Source organism: Pseudomonas sp. W2Jun17 (genome assembly GCF_023127795.1).
GTDB classification, from domain to species: domain Bacteria; phylum Pseudomonadota; class Gammaproteobacteria; order Pseudomonadales; family Pseudomonadaceae; genus Aquipseudomonas; species Aquipseudomonas synxantha_A.
Window position 1 is genome coordinate 76,201 of sequence record NZ_SPKO01000027.1, and the last position, 19,892, is coordinate 96,092.

Annotated in this window: 18 protein-coding genes; 11 read left to right on the forward strand and 7 right to left on the reverse strand. The window is 62.1% G+C overall.

Annotated elements, in window-relative coordinates; genetic code table 11:
- Nucleotides 1-5 precede the first annotated feature (5 nt).
- The 11 genes from E4O98_RS16945 (at nucleotide 6) to E4O98_RS16995 (ending at nucleotide 11,131) form a co-directional block, all read left to right on the forward strand.
- Nucleotides 6-761 (forward strand): alpha/beta hydrolase, encoded by a 756-nt coding sequence (locus tag E4O98_RS16945; RefSeq protein ID WP_148854176.1) that lies wholly within the window; start codon nucleotides 6-8, stop codon nucleotides 759-761.
- Between the two features lie 108 nt (nucleotides 762-869).
- Nucleotides 870-1,637, forward strand: a complete 768-nt coding sequence (locus E4O98_RS16950; RefSeq protein ID WP_005787529.1) for an FCD domain-containing protein — start codon at nucleotides 870-872, stop codon at nucleotides 1,635-1,637.
- A gap of 220 nt (nucleotides 1,638-1,857) precedes the next feature.
- Nucleotides 1,858-3,060 (forward strand): ABC transporter substrate-binding protein, encoded by a 1,203-nt coding sequence (locus tag E4O98_RS16955; RefSeq protein WP_148854175.1) that lies wholly within the window; start codon nucleotides 1,858-1,860, stop codon nucleotides 3,058-3,060.
- A 57-nt stretch (nucleotides 3,061-3,117) separates the two neighbouring features.
- Nucleotides 3,118-3,978: a branched-chain amino acid ABC transporter permease gene (locus E4O98_RS16960; protein ID WP_032876425.1), complete on the forward strand. Its 861-nt coding sequence runs from the start codon at nucleotides 3,118-3,120 to the stop codon at nucleotides 3,976-3,978.
- A gap of 1 nt (nucleotide 3,979) precedes the next feature.
- The gene (locus E4O98_RS16965; protein ID WP_148854174.1) at nucleotides 3,980-4,990 is read left to right on the forward strand and encodes a branched-chain amino acid ABC transporter permease; all 1,011 of its coding nucleotides are present in this window, start codon (nucleotides 3,980-3,982) and stop codon (nucleotides 4,988-4,990) included.
- A complete protein-coding gene (locus E4O98_RS16970; protein ID WP_223018649.1) occupies nucleotides 4,987-5,736 on the forward strand; it encodes an ABC transporter ATP-binding protein in 750 nt (249 codons plus the stop codon). The genes E4O98_RS16965 and E4O98_RS16970 overlap by 4 nt, the downstream gene beginning before the upstream one ends.
- The gene (locus E4O98_RS16975; protein ID WP_005787517.1) at nucleotides 5,736-6,431 is read left to right on the forward strand and encodes an ABC transporter ATP-binding protein; all 696 of its coding nucleotides are present in this window, start codon (nucleotides 5,736-5,738) and stop codon (nucleotides 6,429-6,431) included. The genes E4O98_RS16970 and E4O98_RS16975 overlap by 1 nt, the downstream gene beginning before the upstream one ends.
- Before the next feature lie 13 nt (nucleotides 6,432-6,444).
- Nucleotides 6,445-7,713, forward strand: a complete 1,269-nt coding sequence (locus tag E4O98_RS16980; RefSeq protein ID WP_248135750.1) for a Zn-dependent hydrolase — start codon at nucleotides 6,445-6,447, stop codon at nucleotides 7,711-7,713.
- Nucleotides 7,710-9,113, forward strand: coding sequence for an amidase (locus tag E4O98_RS16985; protein WP_248135751.1), 1,404 nt, complete (start codon nucleotides 7,710-7,712; stop codon nucleotides 9,111-9,113). The genes E4O98_RS16980 and E4O98_RS16985 overlap by 4 nt, the downstream gene beginning before the upstream one ends.
- 91 nt (nucleotides 9,114-9,204) lie before the next feature.
- Nucleotides 9,205-10,068 carry a LysR family transcriptional regulator gene (locus tag E4O98_RS16990; RefSeq protein WP_005787511.1) on the forward strand — a complete coding sequence of 288 codons (864 nt, stop codon included), beginning with the start codon at nucleotides 9,205-9,207 and terminating at the stop codon, nucleotides 10,066-10,068.
- Nucleotides 10,069-10,126: 58 nt separating this feature from the next.
- Nucleotides 10,127-11,131 carry a LacI family DNA-binding transcriptional regulator gene (locus E4O98_RS16995; protein WP_248135752.1) on the forward strand — a complete coding sequence of 335 codons (1,005 nt, stop codon included), beginning with the start codon at nucleotides 10,127-10,129 and terminating at the stop codon, nucleotides 11,129-11,131.
- Here the strand turns inward: E4O98_RS16995 and E4O98_RS17000 are convergent.
- From E4O98_RS17000 to araH, 7 genes are all read right to left on the reverse strand, one after another.
- On the reverse strand, nucleotides 11,128-11,853 hold the full coding sequence (locus tag E4O98_RS17000; RefSeq protein WP_248135753.1) for an SDR family oxidoreductase: 726 nt from the start codon (nucleotides 11,851-11,853) through the stop codon (nucleotides 11,128-11,130). The genes E4O98_RS16995 and E4O98_RS17000 overlap by 4 nt on opposite strands.
- A 138-nt stretch (nucleotides 11,854-11,991) precedes the next feature.
- A complete protein-coding gene (locus E4O98_RS17005) occupies nucleotides 11,992-13,524 on the reverse strand; it encodes an FGGY-family carbohydrate kinase (protein WP_148854169.1) in 1,533 nt (510 codons plus the stop codon).
- Between the two features lie 4 nt (nucleotides 13,525-13,528).
- Nucleotides 13,529-14,620 carry an alcohol dehydrogenase catalytic domain-containing protein gene (locus E4O98_RS17010; protein WP_032876446.1) on the reverse strand — a complete coding sequence of 364 codons (1,092 nt, stop codon included), beginning with the start codon at nucleotides 14,618-14,620 and terminating at the stop codon, nucleotides 13,529-13,531.
- Nucleotides 14,621-14,647: 27 nt separating this feature from the next.
- Complete coding sequence (locus E4O98_RS17015; RefSeq protein WP_078821149.1) at nucleotides 14,648-15,640, reverse strand: ribose ABC transporter permease; 993 nt, start codon at nucleotides 15,638-15,640, stop codon at nucleotides 14,648-14,650.
- Entirely contained in the window at nucleotides 15,606-17,114 is a 1,509-nt protein-coding gene (locus E4O98_RS17020) for a sugar ABC transporter ATP-binding protein (protein ID WP_032876453.1), read from the reverse strand. Before E4O98_RS17020 ends, E4O98_RS17015 begins: the two co-directional genes overlap by 35 nt.
- Before the next feature lie 62 nt (nucleotides 17,115-17,176).
- Entirely contained in the window at nucleotides 17,177-18,097 is a 921-nt protein-coding gene (locus E4O98_RS17025; RefSeq protein ID WP_103735356.1) for a substrate-binding domain-containing protein, read from the reverse strand.
- Nucleotides 18,098-18,766: 669 nt separating this feature from the next.
- The gene (gene araH, locus E4O98_RS17030) at nucleotides 18,767-19,735 is read right to left on the reverse strand and encodes an L-arabinose ABC transporter permease AraH (RefSeq protein WP_005787495.1); all 969 of its coding nucleotides are present in this window, start codon (nucleotides 19,733-19,735) and stop codon (nucleotides 18,767-18,769) included.
- Between the last annotated feature and the right edge of the window lie 157 nt (nucleotides 19,736-19,892).

A 19,892-nucleotide genomic window follows, 5' to 3' on the forward strand; every position in this document is an offset into this window, starting at 1 on the left:
TCGTGATGACACCCAGCGTTCTTGTAAAAAGCCTGGTCTGCATAAGCTGCTGGCTTATAGCAAACGCAGTGCGCGCTGAGCCCTTGATCGTGCCCACTGCAATCGACTGGCTGTTGGATTGCCCCCTCACTACCACTGCGCGCCTGGACCCTGAGGTGGTCGGGCGCACCCAATGCGGCCTGGTCAGTGTGCCACGGGACCACGCTGCTCCCGGGCGCGGTCGTATACGCCTGAGCGTGACGCGTGTGGGCGCAAGGCAACCGCTCAACCGCGAGGGCGTGGTGTTCATCCAGGCCGGCGAACCGCCCCAGCCCGCCAACGCGCCTTTCGTGCTGCACCTGGCCAGCCACTGGGAGTCGCTCGCCACCCGCGCTTATCGCACGCTGGTGGACCGTTATGACGTGATCGAACTGAGCACCCGCGACCTGCGCCAGTCAAACGCGGTCGAGCAGGCGGCGCTGGACATGGAATATGTGCGCGGGCAGCTCGGCGAAGCGCGCCTGCACTACCTGGGCAGCGCCGCCGCGACCCGTCTTGGCAGCCGCTACGGCACGCTGTTTCCCGAGCGCATCGCACGCATGGTGCTGATTAATGCGGCGCCGGGCGATCCTATCGCTGTGGGCGTCGAGCAGTTATTGCTCAAGGAGTCCAAGCAGTCGGGCGCCGACGGCTGTGTCACCCGCTGGCTGGGGGATTTCCTCGCCTATGGCAAACAGCCGCCAGCCTCCGCGCGCTGCCTTGACCTTGGTGCCTGGGAGTAACCGGCGCATTTGCGACCTGTTGCCATCGAAAACGACACGCTGCGTTGACGCTCCGATGCAATCGTTATTAAGTGCTATTTATCCGCATTAATACGATAAATCGAACCCATGCTGACTCGCCCGCTACGCCGCAAACGCCAGAAGCTGTCCGATGTGATTGTCGAGTCGGTCAAGCGCTCCATCGTCACCGATGCCTTGAAGCCCGGCGACCGCTTGCCCACCGAACGCGAGCTGATGGAAAGCTTCCAGTGCTCCAAGGGCTCGGCACGCGAAGCGCTCAAGGCATTGGAAGTCGAAGGGTTGGTCAATACGCGCACCGGCCCCAGTGGCGGGGCTTATCTGAACCAGGCCGGCACTGAACCTGCCAGCCGCGCCTTGCGCAACTACCTGCACTTCCAGCATCTGGATGGCGAGCAGGTGTATCAGTTGCGCAAGGTCATCGAAGTGGAACTGGCGCTATCGGTGCTCGGGCGCTTGAGCGAAGACGACTATCAGGCCCTGCAAGCCAATGTGGATTTTTGCAGCGCCCCCGAAGACAGCGAAGCCGGCCAGCGCGAACAGCGCCTGGCGGAACTGGAGTTCCACAACCTGCTGGCCCGGGCGTGCCCCAACCCGCTGCTGAGTTTTATGGCGCAGTTTCTCAACGACCTGCTGCGCGACCTGGTGGTACTGAAGAAAGCCTACAAGCCCAAGCGCAAGCAGTTCGACGCGGCCAACCTCGACTATCACAAACAACTGCTGATCGCCTTTCGTGCCGGGGATGAAAGCGCCGTGCGCAGTTTGATGCATGAGCATATGTGCGATGCCGAACACCATATGACTGCGCTGGAAGGCCAGGTCAGCCCGCACTTCCTTCTGGAGTTTGATCACCGTTAGGAACAAAACCCAATCAATGTGGGAGCTGGCTTGCCTGCGATGGTATCGGCTCGGTCCCCCTGTAACACCGAGGCGCCCGCATCGCAGGCAAGCCAGCTCCCACATTTGACCGTGTCCATCTGTTGAACCGAGTTACCCAATAACAAGCCTGCCCACAGGCCCTTGCACCACCGTATCGCCCTTGCCGCTCCTGCCAATAACTAAACCAGGGAGTCACCCCATGCAGCGTCGTACGTTATTGAAAGCCAGCCTCACCGCAGCCGCCGCCCTCAGCTTGCCGCTGAGCGTGCGTTCGGCCTTCGCCGCCGAGCCTTTTACCTTTTACGGCCTCAAGTCCATGTCTGGCGCGTTTGCCAGCTATGGCAAATTTGCCGACATGGGTTCGCGCCTGGCCGTGCAACAGCATGCCGAGATCCTCGGCCGCCCGCTCACCTACAAGGTTATCGACACCGAAGGCAACGCCGGCAAAGCGGTGCGCAAGGTGCAGGAGGCAATCGCGCAGGACGGCGCACGGTTCTTCCAGGGCTGCACACTGTCGTCTTCCGCCCTGGCGGTGGCCAAGGAAGTCGATAAAGTCGGCGGCGTGTTCATGACCCCGGTGGGTGCCGATGAAGTCACCGGCAAGGATTGCAACAAGGCGACCTTCCGCTGGTCAGTGCCCACCTACGGCGCGATCCGCGAAACCATGGTGCCGCTGATCAAACTGCTGCCGGACGCCAAACGCTGGTACACCATCACGCCGCAATACGTGTTCGGCGAAGCCTTGCTCGAAGGCGCAAAGAACGTGCTGAAGGAGCACGGCCTGGAACACGTCGGCAACAGCTACCACTCGCTGCAGGAGCAGGAATTCTCCGGCTACCTGACCAACGCCATTTCCACCCGGCCCGACGTGCTGGTACTGCTCAACTTCGGCAGCCAGTCGTCCAACACCCTGCGCCAGGCGGTGAACTTCGGCATCAAGGAACGCATGAAGGTGCTGCTGGTATGGTCGGCCGGCCTTGATCAATTCCAGGAACTGGGCAGCGATGTGCTCGAAGGTGTGTACCTCGGCGCGCAGTACTGGCATCAGGTCGATACGCCACTCAACCGCGAACTGGTCAAGCTGACCCAGGCCAAATACGGCATCAACCCCACCTACCCGCTGGCCGCCGACTACATCAGCACCAAGGTCATGCTCGACACCGTCATCGCCACCGGCAGCTTCGACGGCGCAACCGTGGCCAAGGCCATGCAAGGCTTGAGCTATGAAGGCCCGACCGGCAAGGAGTCGATCCGCGCCGGCGACCATCAGGTGATCAAGGATTACTACCTGCTGGTCGGCAAGGCCAGCGGCGACATGGCCGACAAGGACGACCTGGCCAAGGTGCTCAGCGCCGGCCAATCGTTCCCACCGGTCGAGGCGACGGGCTGCACGCTCGGCTGACTGCTTACTTTTTGTCGCGCAGGGCCGCGCAAGCGGCCGCCTGCAGAGGGTTCCTGCATGCTCAATTTGTACCTGTTCCAGATTCTCAACGGCCTTGGGCTGGGGATGATCTACTTCCTGATCGCGGTCGGGCTGACGATCATTTTCGGCCTGCTCAACTTCGTCAACTTCGCCCACGGCGCGTTTTTCCTGCTGGGCGCCTACATCTGCTACACCGCCGTGAGCCTCACCGGCAGCTTCTGGCTGGCGCTGCTCGTCGCGCCGCTGGTGGTGGCTGCGCTGGCCTGGGTGATCGAGCGTGTGCTGATCCAGCGGATCTACCACTTGCCGCACATGTTCCAGATTCTGGTAACCCTGGGGATCGCGCTGATTATCCAGGAAGCCAGCGTGATGATCTGGGGCCCGGTGGGCAAAAGTGTCGCCGTACCGGAGTTGCTGCGCGGCGTGTTGGTGGTGGGGGATTTTGTCTATCCCTACTACCGCCTGTTTCTCATCGTGTTTTCCGGGCTCGTCGGCCTGGGCCTGTGGCTGCTGCTGGAACGCACGCGCTTCGGCGCCCTGGTGCGCGCCGGCAGTGAGAGCACTGAAACCGTGTCATTGCTGGGCACCAATATTTTCCGCCTGTTCTCCATGACCTTCGCCCTCGGCGTGGCCCTGGCCGGTGTCGCCGGGGTGTTGTTCGCGCCGTTGCGTGGTGCCCAGCCCTTTGTCGGCCCGGAGATTCTCGGGGTGGCGTTCGTGGTGGTGGTGATCGGCGGCATGGGCTCGTTCAGCGGTGCGCTGGTCGGCGGTTTGCTGGTAGGCGTAGTGCAAAGCCTGATGACCACACTCTGGCCCCAGGGTGCGAGCCTGATGATCTACGGCGCGATGGCCGTGGTGATTCTGGTCCGCCCCTACGGCCTGTTCGGGAGAGCCTGAAATGAGCGAGAAAAACCCCCTGCCGTTTGCCAAAACCCAATCCAAAGCGATGCTGCTGTGGGTATTGGCGGTGCTGATCGGCCTGCCGTTGATACTGCCCTCGGCAACCCTGGCCACCGAGATCCTGATCTTTGCCATGGCCGCCCTGGCTTGCAACCTGTTGCTGGGCTACACCGGCTTGCTGTCATTCGGCCAAGGCATCTTCTTCGGGGCCGGCGCCTACTGCGCGGCGTTGCTGATGATCCACCTGCAACTGGGGTTGTTCACCGCACTGCTGGGTGCCGCCATCGCCGGCGGTTTCCTGGCATTGCTGGTGGGCGCCCTGGCGATTCGGCGCACCGGCATTTACTTCGTGATGCTCACGCTGGCGTTCAGCCAGATGGCCTATTTCGTCGCCTACACCCTGAGCGACTGGACCGGCGGCGACAACGGCCTGCTCAGCGTGCCGCGCCCGGAAATCCGTGTGGGTGAAACCGTGCTGTTGTCCTTGGCCGATGCCCGTGCCTTCTATGGATTTGTCGCGGTGCTGTTCCTGCTGATCTTTATCGGCGCTCGCCGGGTGATCGCTTCGCCGTTCGGCAGCACGCTGATGGCGATCCGTGAAAACGAGACACGTGCCTCGGCCATCGGCTACGACACGCGGCACTTCAAGATCCTGGTGTTCGTGCTGTCCGGGGCGGTCACCGGGATTGCCGGGGCGCTGTACGCCATGCTGCTGCACTTTGTGCCACTGTCCAATATTGACCTGGCGATGTCCGAGAACATTCTGATCATGACCATCGTCGGCGGCACTGGCTCGTTGTTCGGCTCATTGCTGGGCGCCGGTTCCATTGTGCTGCTGGGGGATTTCCTCTCCGACCTGTGGCCGCGCTGGCTGATGCTGCTGGGGGTGATCCTGATCCTGGTGGTGATCTTCATGCGCGGCGGTTTGTGGGGCGGCCTCGCCTCGCTGTTCGAGAAGGTGCGCGGCACGCGCAAAAGCGCGGTCGTCGCCAAGGAGCAAGGGCTATGAGCATCCTGCTGGAAACCCAACACCTGGAACTGGCCTATGGCGCGTTCCATGCGGTCAATGGCGTCAACCTCAAGGTCGAGGCCGGCACTATCCACACCATTATCGGCCCCAATGGCGCTGGCAAGACCAGCCTGTTTCATTGCCTGACAGGTGAGCGCCAGGCCACTGCCGGAGCGATCCATTTCGACGGCAACAACCTGATGCGCAAGCCCGCCCATGCCCGCGTCGGCCTGGGCATGGCGCGTTCGTTCCAGCTCACCAGCCTGTTCCAGAACCTCAGCGTGCGCGAAAACCTGCGCCTGGCCGCCCAGGGCCGCGATGGCGCCCGTGCCTTGAACTTCTGGCGCCGAGTTGACAGCAAGCGCGAACACCTGGAGATGGCCGACCAGGTCCTTGAGCGCCTGCAACTCACTGCCCGCGCCGACACCCTGGCCGGCGAGTTGTCCCACGGCCAGCAAAGGGTGCTGGAGGTGGGCATGTCGATCTGCTCCAAACCGAAACTGTTGATGCTCGACGAACCGACCTCGGGCATGGGCATCGATGATATCCCGATCATGACCCAACTGATCAGCGACCTGGGCCGCGACCACACGGTGCTGTTGATCGAACACAACATGAGCATCGTCATGTCCATCAGCCAACGCATCACGGTGATGAGCCACGGCCAGATCCTGGTGGAAGGCACGCCAGAGTTCGTGCGTGCCGATGAACGTGTGCGCACTGCATACCTTGGGGAGGCCGCCTGATGCTGATCGTCGAGAATATCCATTCCTACTACGACAAGAGCCATGTGCTGGAGGGCGTGTCATTGACCGTCAACCCTGGCGAACTGGTGACCCTGCTGGGTCGCAATGGTGCCGGCAAGACCACCACTTTGCGCAGCATCCTGGGCATCATCTGCCCGCGCCAGGGCCAGATTCACTTCAATGGCCAGGCGCTGGTGGGGCAGAAAATCTTTGAAATTGCACGCCAGGGCTTAGCGCTGGTGCCGGAGAACCGCGGGATTTTCCGCCTGCTCAGCGTCGAGGAAAACCTGCGCATCGCCGTGCGCAAAAGCAGCCGATGGCAACTGGACGACGTATACGCCATGTTCCCGCGCCTCAAGGAACGGCGCAAAAACGCCGGCCATGCGCTATCCGGCGGCGAACAGCAAATGCTTGCCATCGCCCGCGCCCTGCTCAACGACCCCAAGCTGCTGATCCTCGACGAACCCACCGAGGGCTTGGCCCCGGTGATTGTCGACGAGCTGGTGAAGATCCTGCGCAAGGTCAAGGACGACGGCCTGCCGGTGCTGCTGGTGGAGCAGAACCTGATGGTCTGCGACAAACTCGCCGACCGCCATTACGTACTCGAACAGGGCCGCGTGGTGTACGAAGGCAGCGCCGCTGACTTCCGTGCCGACCCGTCGATCAAGAACCGTTATCTGGCCTTGAGTGCCTGACTGGAGATCTCTGATGAATAGTGTTGCGCAACCGCTCCAGAGCAACGCCCCGCTGATCAACCGTGACCGCCTGTGGCAATCGCTGATGGACCTGGCCCGACTCGGCGCCACGGCCAAGGGTGGCGTGTGTCGCCTGGCCCTCACCGATCTGGACCGCCAGGCCCGCGACCTGTTTGTGCAGTGGTGCGAAGCGGCTGGGTGCAGCGTCACTGTCGACGCCATCGGCAATATCTTTGCGCGTCGTGCCGGACGCAACCCCGCCCTGCCCCCGGTGATGACCGGCAGCCACATCGACACCCAACCCACCGGCGGCAAGTTCGACGGCTGCTACGGGGTGATGGCCGGGCTGGAAGTGATCCGTACCTTGAATGACTTGCAGATCCAGACCCAGGCGCCGATTGAAGTGGTGGTGTGGACCAACGAAGAAGGCTCGCGCTTCCCGCCGTGCATGATGGGTTCCGGGGTGTTTGCCGGGAAGTTCGACTTGCAGGACACCCTCGACAAATGCGACGACCAGGGCCTGTCGGTAGGTGCCGAATTACAGCGCATTGGCTATGCCGGTTCCCGTGCGGTTCTGGGCCATCCGGTCGGGGCCTACTTCGAAGCCCATATAGAGCAAGGCCCGGTACTGGAAGACCAGGCCACCACTATCGGCGTGGTCATGGGCTGCCTGGGCCAGAAATGGTTCGACCTGACCCTCACCGGCGTCGAAGCCCACGCCGGCCCCACACCGATGCACCTGCGCAAGGACGCCCTGGTCGGCGCCGCCGAGGTGGTCAGCGCGGTCAACCGTATCGCCCATCAACAACAGCCCCATGCCTGCGGCACCGTTGGTTGCCTGAGCCTGCACCCGGGTTCGCGCAATGTGATTCCCGGCCAGGTGCAGATGACCCTCGACTTGCGCCACCTGCATGCCGACAAGCTGCAAGCCATGGTCGATGAAGTACACGCAGTGATCGAAACCACGGCCGCCCGACACGGCTTGACCTTTGAACTGACACCCACCGCCGACTTCCCGCCGCTGGACTTCAACCCGGCCTGCGTCAATGCCGTGCGCGATGGCGCGAGGGCCTTGGGCTTGAGCCATATGGACATTGTCAGTGGCGCTGGGCATGACGCGATTTTCGTCGCCGAACTGGGCCCGGCCGGGATGATCTTTGTGCCATGCGAAGGCGGCATCAGCCATAACGAAATCGAAAACGCGGCGCCGGATGATCTGGCGGCTGGCTGCGCGGTGTTGCTGCGGGCCATGGTCAATGCGGCGCAGGGAGTTCAAGCATGAGTGAGATCGGCCAACTGACGGCGGTGCAACTGCTCAAGCATTATCGCGACAAGAGCTTGTCACCGGTAGAGGTCACCGAAGATGCGTTACTGCGCATCGAACGCTACAACCCGGTGGTGAACGCCTACTGCCATGTCGATCCTGAGGGTGCATTGAACGCGGCGCGGGCCTCGGAACAACGTTGGTTAAAAGGTGCCCCTTGCGGCGCCCTGGATGGCGTACCAGCGTCGATAAAAGACCTCACGCTGACCCTCGGCATGCCCACCCGCAAGGGCTCGCGCACCTCATCCGCCGAGGGGCCTTGGAATGTGGACGCGCCCTTCTCGCACTTCATGCGCAAGGCTGGCGCGGTGCTGCTGGGCAAGACCACCACCCCCGAGTTCGGCTGGAAAGGCGTCACCGACAACCCACTGTACGGCATCACCCGCAACCCATGGGATACCCGCACCACGGCGGGCGGTTCGTCCGGCGGCGCCGGGGCGGCGGCGGCGTTGAACCTCGGCGTGTTGCATCAGGGCAGCGATGCGGGCGGTTCGATTCGCATCCCGTGTGCGTTCACCGGCACGTTCGGGATCAAGCCGACCTTCGGTTATGTGCCGCAGTGGCCGGCCAGCTCCATGACCATCCTGTCGCACCTGGGGCCCATGACCCGCACGGTGGAAGACAGCGTGCTGATGCTACAGACCGTGGCACAAATGGATGTGCGCGATGGCCTGATCGGGGCGCCAAGGACCACGCCCTGGCTCACCCCAGGGGCGGATCTGAAGGGCTTGCGCGTGGCTTATAGCCCCACGTTCGGCTATGTGGATGTCGACCCGCAAGTCGCCAAGGTCGTCGCCCAGGCGGTGGAGCGCCTGGTGCAATTGGGCGCGCATGTCGAGCAGATCGACCCGGGTTTCAGCGACCCGCTTGAGGTGTTCAGCACCCTGTGGGCCGCCGGCGCTGCACGCCTGACTGGCTCCATGAGCGACGCGCAAAAGCAACTGCTGGACCCGGGGCTGCTGCGTATTGCGCAACGGGGCGAGCGTCTGAGCCTGGACGACTTCAACGCCGCCCTGGAAGCGCGCGCCGCACTGGTTGCGCGCATGGCGGCGTTCCATGAGCACTACGACGTGCTGGTATCGCCGATGATGCCGATTACCGCGTTCGAAGCCGGGCACAACGTACCGCCCGGCTCGGGGATGAACGAGTGGATGGAATGGACGCCGTTCAGCTACCCCTTCAACCTCACCCAGCAACCGGCTGCGTCGGTGCCGTGCGGGTTGGCCGCCAATGGTTTGCCGGTGGGGTTGCATGTGGTGGCTGCGCGGTTTGCCGATGAGCAGGTGTTGAGGGTGTGTCATGCCTATGCAAAAGCCTTCCCTATCGAGCATTTGCAAGCACCTGAAACCCTGAGCTGAGATTCAATCGAAAATGTGGGAGGCATGCCCCCTCCCACAGTTTTTACCGCATTCCACTACAATGCCCTCCATTCATCTTCCGGGGGGCTTCATGGACATCGAACTGGCACGCACCTTCCTCGAAATCACCCGCTGCGGCAGCCTCGCCGCAGCGGCGGAGAAACTGCACGTCACCCAGACCGCCATCACCGCCCGGGTCAAGAACCTGGAGAGCCAGTTGGGCAGCACGCTGTTTATCCGCAACCGTGCCGGTGCACGCCTGACCGCCGATGGCGAGGCCTTTGTGGTGTACGCCAACCAGCTGCTGCAAACCTGGGAAGCGGCGCGCCGTGACCTGCCGTTACCCGATGGCTATCGCAATGTGCTGCATATCGGCGGTGAGGTCAGCCTGTGCAACCCGCTGATGCTCGGTTGGGCCAAGGCGCTGCGCGAGCATATTCCCGGACATGCACTGCGTACCGAAATTCGCGAGGGCGAGTACCTGTTGCGTCAACTGGAGTTGGGCGTGCTCGATGCCGCGCTGGTGTTCCAGCCGCAGTACTGGCCAGGTTTGCAGGTAGAGCAAGTGCTGGAAGAAAAACTGATCCTGGTGCAATTGGCGAGCAAACCCGAGCCCTATGTGTATATCGACTGGGGCCAGGGTTTCCGCCAGCAGCATGACGCCGCCCTGCCCGACCGCGCACGTGCCGCCGTGAGTTTCAACCTGGGCCCATTGGCGCTGCAGTACATCCTGGAAAACGGCGGCGCCGGGTATTTCCGCACGCGGGTGGTGCAAAGCTATCTGGACAGTGGCGTGATGCAGCGCGTGCCCAAGGCGCCGGAGTTCAGTTTCCCGACTTACCTGGTGTATTCGCGGGCGCGGGATTCGGCGGTGTTGCAGCAGGCGCTGGCGTTGCTGCGCGAGGTGGTCAAGGCTGAAGGTGACTGGTCGCAACGCTGGGACCCGCTGATTTGAATCACACTGGGCCTGCACACATGCTAGCCTGCTGATGTGTCCTCTCGCAGCCTTACCGATGAACAAGAAAAAGTCCGTCACCATCAGCGACATTGCCAAACGGGTCGGCATGACCACCATCACCGTGTCCCGGGCGCTGAGCAAACCTGACCTGGTAAAACCCGCCACCCTGGCGCGCATCCTCGAAGTGGCACGCGAACTCGACTACGTGCCCAACGCCTTCGCGCGCGGGCTCAAGCGCAGTGAAAGCCTGATCATCGGCGTGATCACCGCCTCGGTGGACAACCCGTTCTACAGCGAAATGATCAAGGCCATTTCCCGCGAGGCGAAACAACACGGCTACACCATCATGCTGGTGGACACCGACGAACTGGAAGAACTGGAAAGCAAGGCGGTCGATACGCTGCTGGGTTACCGCGTGGCGGGGATCATCCTGTCGCCGGTCTCCGATGAGCCGAACTACCAGCCCGACTACCTGGAACGCCTGGGTAACGGCAAGACCCCTGTGGTGCTGCTGGATCGCACGATCCACGACAGCCCGTTCAGCCGCGTGGTGCTCGACAACTACCACAGCGGCATCCAGGCCGCGCACTACTTGTTGCGCCAGACGCCGCACCTCAAGCGCCTGCTGGTGCTGACCGGCCCCGAGCACTCGCGCATCACCGTGGAGCGCCTCAAAGGCTTGCGCGAAGTGCTGGCCGAGCATCCCCAGGTGCACGTTGAAGTGCGGGCCGGTGACTACACGCTGATGCCATCCTACCTGCACACCCTCGACTACCTCGCCGAACATTCGGCGCCGGACGCGATCATGGGTTTTAACCAGTTGATCACCCTCGGCGCCCTGCGCGCACTGCGCATGCACAACATCTCCCATGACAGCCTGACCATCTGCGGCATCGACCGCCTGCCCTTCGCCGATATCTTTGGCGTGCCGATCGCCTGCGTGGCCCACGACGCGTCACTGGCTGGCAGCAGCGCGGTACGCCTGCTGCTCGATCGGCTTGAAGACCCTTACAAGCCACGGGACAAGGTCGTCATCGCCGGGCAATTGGAAAACGGCTAACGGCTGGTATAGCCGCCGTCGATAGGCAAGCTCACACCACTGATCATGCTGGCTGCGTCGCTCAGCAGGAACAGCACCGGCAACGCCACTTCCGCCGGTTGCGCAAAACGCCCCAAGGGGATCGCCGCCAGCGCCGGGTCGCGCTTGGCCGGGTCGGACCAGGCCATGCTTGCCATCGGCGTCAAGGTCACCGTGGGGTTGACGCTGTTTACCCGAATACCAAAGCGGCCCCATTCGGCGCATTGCACGCGGGTGATCGCATCCATGGCGGCCTTGGAGGCGCAGTAACCGAGATGATCGTCCAGCGCCACCAACGACGCCTGGCTGGAGACGTTGACGATACTGCCAATAATGTTTGCCGCGATCATCTTGGCCGCGACACGGCTGGCCACCAGGGCGGCGGCACGGGCGTTAACGTTCATTACCTGGTCGAAAGCCTCGGCGCTGATCGCGGCGGCGGGCTCCAGGCGCGAGATGCCGGCGCAGTTGACCAGGCCGTGCAGGGGCGGCAGGTCTTGCAGCGCTTTATCGAGGGCTGCGCTGTCGGCAATGTCCACACAGAGGGAGTAGCAGCCCAGTGCGGCCAAGGCTTGGGCATCGCGGCCAAGGGCAAAGACTTCGGCGCCGCTGTTGATCAGTTGGAGCGCGATTTCGCGACCGATGCCGCTGCTGGCGCCGGTGACTAGGATGCGCTGGTGGGTGAAGTTGAAGACTGCGTTCATAGATAAAAATCTCAAGAACAATGAAGATTGACTGTGGGAGGGGGCTTGCTCCCGATGGCGGTGTGTCAGCTACAGATAAGCTGACTGATACACCGCCATCGGGAGCAAGCCCCCTCCCACATTTTTAACCGTGTTGAGTCAGGTAGCTTGCAGGTTGTGCATGATCGGTTTCAGGGCCGGATACAGCTTCAGGTACTCGGTAAACGCCCGGTCATAGGCCATGACATTCTCGCGCTTGGGCTGCGCCCGTTGCTCCAGTTGCACCCAGCCTGTGTCCATCGCCTCATCACTGACCAACCCCACCGTATGCGCCGCCAGCAACGCCGCGCCCAGAGCCGCTTCAACCTCCTGGACAATGGTGTACACCGGGTAGCGGGTGACATCGGCAATGATCTGCATCCACAAATCCGAATGGCTCGCCCCACCCACCACGATCAAACGCGGGTCAAGGGAATGCGCGCCCTGGGTGCCCGCTTCGATATTGTGGCGCAGGGCAAAACTCACACCCTCCAGCACCGCGCGGTACAGGTGAATGCGGCTGTGATACAGGTTCAGCCCGACAAAACTGCCGCTCGCGCGGTCGTCCCATACCGGGCTGCGCTCGCCCATCAGGTACGGCAGGAACACCACGCCTTCACTGCCCGCCGGGATCTTCCTGGCACTCTGCTCCAGCAGCACCAGGCTGTCTTGCCCGGTTGTCTGGGCCTGCTGCTCTTCGGCCTGGCAGAACTGCTCGCGAAACCAGCTGACCGACGCTCCGGCGGTGATCGCACCGCCGAAGATGTACAGGTCGCGGTGGCCGTTATAGACATGCGGCATGCTGACCAGGCCGTGGTGCGCATCCACCTGCTGGTTGAGGTAGCCCCAGCACATGCTGGTGCCGATCATCGCCACATGGTTGCCCGGCTGGGTGACACCTGCGGCCAGGGTCGCCATGGCCGCGTCAACGCCACCGGCCAGGATGGGCGTGCCCGCCTGCAAGCCCAGGCGAGTGGCCCAGTCTGCGAGCAAACCACCCACCACCTCACCGGAATACACCAAGCGCTCGGGCATCATCGACCGCGCGATACCCAGCGCATCCAGCATCTCGCCTGACCAGTTGCGCGCCGCCACATCGTAGATACCGCCGATATTGCCGGCGCTGCTGTGGTCCACCGCCAACTCACCGGTCAGGCACCAGTTGATGTAGCTGTTGGGCGGCAGCAAGTAGCGAGTGTTCGCCCACACTTGCGGTTGATGCTGCTTGAGCCAGAGCATTTTGGTGAAACCGTAGTAGCTGTCCACCGAGTTACCGGTGACCGCGAACAGCCGCTCCAGATCCACATGCTCACGCACCCACTCGACCTGCTCGCCAGCGCGGCGGTCCATCCAGATCAGGCACGGGTGCAACGGTGTCATCTGCGCATCCACGGCAATCCCCGAGCCGCCGTACAGGCTGCTGATGCACAGCGCCTTGACCTGCCCCGCCGGCACGCCAGCCTTGGCCATGCACTGGGCAACGCAGGCTTGCACAGCGTCCAGCCACACCTGCGGCCATTGCTCGGCCCAGCGCACTTTGGGGGTATCCACGCGATAGCCCTGGCTGTGCTGGGCAATGATCGTGCCTTGGGCATCCACCAGCAGCGCCTTGGTGCTCTGGGTGCCGATGTCGACACCCATGACGTAGTTCATGTTGTTACTCATGGGCGGGCAGCACCGGTTTCAACAGCACCTTGATCGACTTGGTCGAGTTCGCCAGTTCGAACGCTTCGGCCCAGTCGTCCAGCGGGAAATCGTGGGTGACGATGCCTTTGGACGTGACCAGGCCACGCTCGAACAAGTCGATGGCAATCGGGTAGCAATACGGCCCCAGGTGCGCGCCGCGTACGTCGAGTTCCTTGCGGTCGCCGATGATCGACCAGTCCACGCTGGTCTCGGCGCCAAACACGCTGAACTCCACAAACCGCCCAAGCTTGCGGATCAGGTCCAGGCCCTGGGTGACGCCGGCCGGTACCCCCGTGGTCTCGATGTAGACATCGCAACCATAGTTGTCGGTGAGACCATTGATGATCTCGCGGGCGTTGTCACGGGCGGGATTGATCACCACATCGGCGCCGAATTGCTTGGCCAGTTCCAGGCGCGCGTCGACCATGTCGATCACCACCAGCTTTTTCGGGGTTTTCAACGCGGCGACCTGGACCATGCACAGGCCAAGGGTGCCCGCACCGGCAATCACCACCACGTCATCGAGCTGGATGTCGCCGCGGTTCACGGTGTGGATCGAGCAGGCCATGGGCTCCACCAGGGCCGAGTCTTCCAGGGACACCGCCTCAGGGATCTTGTGCACGATGGCAGTCTTGGGAATACGCATGTACTGGGCCATACCGCCTTCGGCCACTTCACGCTGGAAGCCGAAAATGTTGTGCACTTCGCACATCCAGTATTTGCCCGATTTGCAGAAACGGCACTTGCCGCACGGCACGATCTGTTCGGCGATGACCTTGTCACCGACCTTGACCTCGAAGTGTTCCTCGGCGCCCTCGCCCGCCTCCACCACGTAGCCGAAAAATTCATGCCCCGGCACCACCGGCGCCTTGACCCAGGGGTTGTCACCGCCCCAGAACATCGCAGCGCCGGAGTGGCACTTGCAATCACTGGCGCAGATACCGCAGGCAGCGATGCGAATCACTAACTCATTGGCGCGGGCCTGGGGTTTGCCGATGCGTTCCAGGCGGTAGTCTTTCGGGCCGTGGCAGACGACGGCTTGCATGTGGGTGTGCTTGTCCATGGTGTTGGGTCCTGTGTGATGAGGTATTTATCGATGGCGCTGACGGCTGATAAAGATCGCCAGCAAAATGATCCCGCCCTTGATCACGCTCTGTACGTAAGGCGATACGCCAAGCATGTTCAAGCCGTTGTTCAACACGCCCAGCAGCATGGCGCCGAGCAAGGTGCCGACGATCACCCCGCGCCCGCCGGCGATCGATGCACCGCCGAGTACCACGGCGGCAATCGCATCAAGCTCGAACGACACACCGGCATTGGGCTGGCCGCTCATCAGCCGCGAGGTGAGCACCAGCCCGGCTATCGCCGCGGTCAGGCCACTGATGCCGTACACCAGCAGCTTGAAGCGCGCCGCACGCACCCCGGACAAACGCACCGCTTCTTCATTGCCGCCGATGGCGTAGATGTAGCGGCCTATACGCGTGTGTTGCAGCAACACATAGGCGGCCAGGTAAGTGAGCAACATGATCAGGATCGGCACCTGCATACCGAACACGCTGCCGCGCCCGAAAAAGGCGAACCACTCCGGCAGCCCGGAAATCGGGTAGCCGTCGGTGTACATCAGCCCGAACCCACGGGCGATGCCCATGGTCGCCAGCGTGACGATGATCGGTGGCATGTGCAGGTAAGCCACGAACAGCCCGTTGCCGATGCCGAACGCCACGCCTACCAGCAACCCGGCGCCAATCGCCAGGCCGGGCGGCACGCCGGCCACCATCAAACCGGCCGTGAGCGTGCCGGATAACGCCATCACCGGCCCCACCGACAAATCGATGCCACCGGTAAGAATCACGCAGGTCATGCCCACCGCGATGATCGCGTTGATCGATACCTGGCGAGCAATATTGGAAAGGTTGCTGGCGGTGAGGAAGGTGTCACTGGCGAGGATCATCACCAGGGTCACCACCACCAGCCCGACAAAGGGATAAAACGCCGGCGAGCGCAGCAGCCGTGCCACATTCAGGCGCAAGCGGCCGGTGTTTGCGGTGTTAATGGACGTATTCACTTGAGCCCCCTGTTGCATGGCGCATGACCTCTTGAGGATTGACGGCGGACGCTTCCAGGACCTTGACGATCGCGCCCTTGTGGAACACGGCGACGCGGTCGCACATGCCGATGACTTCGGGCAATTCGGAGGAAATCATAATGATTGCGTAGCCTTGTTCGGTGAGGCTGCGCATCAGCGCGTAGATCTGCGCCTTGGCGCCGACGTCGATGCCGCGGGTGGGCTCGTCGAACACCAGCACCTCGCAGTGGTGGTTGATCCAGCGCGCGATCACGACTTTTTGCTGATTGCCGCCGCTGAGGTTAAGCACGCGACTTTCGCCGCTGGGCGCCTTGATCGACAGCTGGCGCATCAGCGCTTCGACGCTGGCGCACTCCTTGGCCTTGTCGATCAGGCCCGAGGCGTTCTGATATTTGGGCAGGTTGTTCAGGGAGATGTTTTCGCGAATGCTGAAATCGGTGATCAGCCCTTCGCTCTTGCGACTTTCCGGCAGCAGGCCGATGCCGTGCGCCAAGGCTTGGGCTGGGTCGTCAAGGCTGATTTTTTCGCCGCGCAGCCACACCTCTTTGCTCACCGACGGCAGCGCCCCCATCATGCCCAGGGCCAATTCGGTACGGCCCGAGCCGACCAGTCCGGCAAAGCCCAGGATTTCGCCCTTGTGCAGTTGGAAGCTGTTGTGTGGGCCATTGCGCACCAGCTGGATGTCTTTGACCTCCAGCAACAGCGGGCCGCGCTCGCAAGTGGGCTTGGGCGGGAAACTGCACTCCAGGCGGCGCCCCACCATCATCTCCACCAGGCGGTCGATATCGCTGTCGGCCACGTCGGTAACGCCCACATTGCCGCCGTCGCGCAGCACGCTGATGCGGTCACAGACCTGGAAAATCTCTTCCAGGTGGTGCGAGATAAAAATCACCGCCACGCCCTGGCGCTTGAGTTCGCGCATGATCTCGAACAGCAACTCGGCTTCGCTGGGCGTCAGCGTCGCGGTGGGTTCATCGAGTACCAGCAGGCGTGCGTCCAGGGCCAGGGCCTTGGCGATCTCGACGAACTGTTGCTCGGCCACGCTCAGGTGCTTGACCGCGCAATACAGGTCGATACTCACCCCCAAACGCTGAAACAACGCCTGCGCCGCCTCGGTCATTTCACGTTTGCGCAACAGGCCGAAGCGGTTGCTCAACTCATGGCCGAGGAAGATATTTTCCACCGCCGTGAGGTAGGGAATCAGGCTGAACTCCTGGAACACGATGCCGATACCGGCGGCGATGGCATCGCGGTAAGTAGCGAACTGCTGCGCCTGGCCGTCAATGAGGATCTGCCCTTCGTCCTGATGCTCGACGCCGCCGAGGATCTTCATCAGGGTGGATTTGCCCGCGCCATTTTCCCCCAGCAAGGCATGGATTTCGCCACGCTCCACTTGCAGGTTGATGGACTTGAGGGCCTGTACCCCCGGGTAACGCTTACAGATGTTTTCCAGCTTCAGAAGACTGCTCATACCGCCGACCTCGCGCTCAGAAGGAAGACCTGGGCCCCACGGTTTGCTTGGGGCCTGGGGGTTTACCAGCTGAAGTCCCTGGCCTTGGCCTGGTCGATCAAGGTGATGTCCACCGGCACGCTGGCCGGGACTTGAGAGCCCCACTTTTTGGCCAGGGCAATGCCCAGGGCGAGGCGGATCTGGTCGCGGGGGTACTGGGCCGAGGTGGCGATGAAATGGCTGCCGGGTTTCTGGATCGCCTTGATCGCTTCCGGCGCACCGTCGACGCTCACCAGTTTCACGTCCATGCCGCTGGCTTCGATGGCCGAGAGCGCACCGAGGGAGCCGTTGTCATTCACGCTGAAAATACCCTTGAGGGTCGGCTGGGCCTGCAGCATGTTTTCGGTCACGGTCAGCGCCTGGTCGCGCTCCTGCTTGCCGTTCTGGATGCTGACGATCTTGATGTCCGGGTGCTTGGCCACCGCCTCTTTGCAACCGCGCACACGTTCGAGAATCGGCACCACGGCGATGCCGTCGAGGATGGCGATATTGCCTTTGCCACCGATGGTCTTCGCCAGGTATTCACACGCCTGGAAGCCCGCGTCGAAGTTCTTCGAGCCCACGAACGAATCCAGCGGGCCGTCCGCCTGGGCATCCACCGCCACCACCACGACGCCTGCGGCGTGGGCCGACTTGACGGCGGACTGCACGCCGACCGAATCGGTAGGGTTGATCAGCAGGATATCGATGCCTTTTTGCAGCATGTCTTCGACGTCACTGACCTGCTTGGACACGTCGTGGCGGGCGTCGGTGATGATCAGCTTGGCACCGATGGTCGCGCCGGCTTCTTCCAGAGCGTTTTTCATGGTGACGAAATAGGGGTTGTTGATTTCCTGGAAGGAGGCGCCGATACGAATGGGCGCGGGCGGTGTGGCGGCAAAGGCTTGAGCACCGAAGGTGATGCCGACAGCCAGTAAACACAGGGTTTTTGGGAGCATTTTCATGGCGTGAGTCTCTGTTTTGTTTTTATTGTTAGAGCAAATGTTATCGTTAACATTTTGCCAGAAGCTAACAATTAAACAGAGGTGACGCAAGCCCCCGTTGGTCGCTTGAAGCGTGGCAGTGGATTTGTTCAGGCAAGGGCAAGCTTGATTTCGTAACGGCCTTGGCACCCACCCACCCGTCTGGATCGGCCGTGCTCGGTGAACATGTGGGAGCACAGGTATCTACACAATTTTGTAGGTTGTAGCAGCCGAAGGTAACTACGATGCGAAGCGAGCCGCTCTTGATCTTGATCTGCTTTTGATCTCAGGCGCCCCGTTAAACCACGCTGGCCGGAATTCGACAGGGATTTGGGGGGTAAACCGGCAGGGATGCCGGTTTAGCCGCCCCGCGCCATGGATGGCGCGTGGCGGCGGCCCCCCAAATCACTGGCGAATTACGGGCACACCGAGCCTAAGCGAGGTGCCGAGTGGTGGGGCAAGAGCGTTTTGCTTACTTTTGCGCTGTTCAAAAGTGAGCCGCCGTAAGGGCGGAACCCATAGCGGCCGTTACCCCAATAACGGATATGTACTCAGTCTGATCCAACACCCCGGTCGGCCCTGAGGCCGCCTTCGCGAGCAAGTCGAATCGTCGCACCGCCCCTTCCAAATTTGATCTCCCGAAGGCTTGAATCAACGTTGTTTCATACGGTCGATAACAACGGCCAAAAGCAGGATCGAACCGCGAATCACGTACTGGTAAAACGTGTCGATGTTCTTCAGGTTCATCGCATTCTCAATGATCGCCAGGATCAACACCCCGGCAATCACATGGCGGATCATACCGATGCCGCCACTCAGGGATACGCCGCCCAGCACACAAGCCGAAATCACTGTGAGCTCGAAGCCCTGGCCGATCATCGGCTGGCCCGAGGTCATGCGCGACGCCAGGATCACCCCGGCCAGGGCACCGATCAGGCCGTGCACGGCGAAGATCAATATCTTGGTGCGATCAACGTTCACCCCCGCCAACAACGCAGCTTCCGGGTTGCCGCCGATGGCCATGGTGTTGCGCCCGTAAGTGGTGTAGTTGAGCAGCCAACCAAAAAACAGAAAGCACACGATGGTGATCAGGATCGGCACCGGCACACCGAACAACTGGCCGTTGCCGAACACAAAGAACTGTTCCTGCGACACACCCACCGCTTTGCCGTCGGCGAAGATGTACGCCAGGCCGCGCACGATCTGCATGGTCGCCAGGGTGGTGATCAAGGCATTGACGCGCAGCTTGGCGATCACGATGCCGTTGATCAGCCCCACCATCAGGCCCATCAACAATGCAGCGCCGATGCCCAGCATCACGCTGTCGGTATCGCGCATCACAATCGCCGCCACCACACCGGCACAAGCGATCACCGAGCCCACCGACAAGTCGAAGTGCCCCGACGCCAGGCAGAACAGCATGGTGCACGCAGCAATGCCCACCGTGGATATCGCCAAGCCCAGCCCGCGCATATTCAGTGGCGAGAGGAAGTTATCGATCAGCAGCGCGCACAGCACGAAGATGCCCACCGCCGCCAACAGCATCGCCCAGTTGTCGAGCAATGCGCGCATATCGAGGGGTTTGCGTGCCGAAGGCAGCGCGTTGTTTTGAATGGTCATGGTCTTCTCTCAGTTCGCCAGGCCGCGCGGCAAGGCCAGCTGCAGCAGGTTGGATTCAGTCGCGTGCTCGCGCAGTTGTTCGCCGCGCATGGCGCCTTCGCACAGCACCAGGATGCGGTCGGAAATGCCCATCACCTCCATCAGGTCGCTGGACACC

Coding starts and splice junctions, on each gene's coding strand:
- E4O98_RS16945 (WP_148854176.1), top strand. CDS start 6: ATGACACCCAGCGTTCTTGTAAAAAGCCTGGTCTGCATAAGCTGCTGG.
- E4O98_RS16950 (WP_005787529.1), top strand. CDS start 870: ATGCTGACTCGCCCGCTACGCCGCAAACGCCAGAAGCTGTCCGATGTG.
- E4O98_RS16955 (WP_148854175.1), top strand. CDS start 1,858: ATGCAGCGTCGTACGTTATTGAAAGCCAGCCTCACCGCAGCCGCCGCC.
- E4O98_RS16960 (WP_032876425.1), top strand. CDS start 3,118: ATGCTCAATTTGTACCTGTTCCAGATTCTCAACGGCCTTGGGCTGGGG.
- E4O98_RS16965 (WP_148854174.1), top strand. CDS start 3,980: ATGAGCGAGAAAAACCCCCTGCCGTTTGCCAAAACCCAATCCAAAGCG.
- E4O98_RS16970 (WP_223018649.1), top strand. CDS start 4,987: ATGAGCATCCTGCTGGAAACCCAACACCTGGAACTGGCCTATGGCGCG.
- E4O98_RS16975 (WP_005787517.1), top strand. CDS start 5,736: ATGCTGATCGTCGAGAATATCCATTCCTACTACGACAAGAGCCATGTG.
- E4O98_RS16980 (WP_248135750.1), top strand. CDS start 6,445: ATGAATAGTGTTGCGCAACCGCTCCAGAGCAACGCCCCGCTGATCAAC.
- E4O98_RS16985 (WP_248135751.1), top strand. CDS start 7,710: ATGAGTGAGATCGGCCAACTGACGGCGGTGCAACTGCTCAAGCATTAT.
- E4O98_RS16990 (WP_005787511.1), top strand. CDS start 9,205: ATGGACATCGAACTGGCACGCACCTTCCTCGAAATCACCCGCTGCGGC.
- E4O98_RS16995 (WP_248135752.1), top strand. CDS start 10,127: ATGAACAAGAAAAAGTCCGTCACCATCAGCGACATTGCCAAACGGGTC.
- E4O98_RS17000 (WP_248135753.1), bottom strand. CDS start 11,853: ATGAACGCAGTCTTCAACTTCACCCACCAGCGCATCCTAGTCACCGGC.
- E4O98_RS17005 (WP_148854169.1), bottom strand. CDS start 13,524: ATGAACTACGTCATGGGTGTCGACATCGGCACCCAGAGCACCAAGGCG.
- E4O98_RS17010 (WP_032876446.1), bottom strand. CDS start 14,620: ATGGACAAGCACACCCACATGCAAGCCGTCGTCTGCCACGGCCCGAAA.
- E4O98_RS17015 (WP_078821149.1), bottom strand. CDS start 15,640: ATGCAACAGGGGGCTCAAGTGAATACGTCCATTAACACCGCAAACACC.
- E4O98_RS17020 (WP_032876453.1), bottom strand. CDS start 17,114: ATGAGCAGTCTTCTGAAGCTGGAAAACATCTGTAAGCGTTACCCGGGG.
- E4O98_RS17025 (WP_103735356.1), bottom strand. CDS start 18,097: ATGAAAATGCTCCCAAAAACCCTGTGTTTACTGGCTGTCGGCATCACC.
- araH (WP_005787495.1), bottom strand. CDS start 19,735: ATGACCATTCAAAACAACGCGCTGCCTTCGGCACGCAAACCCCTCGAT.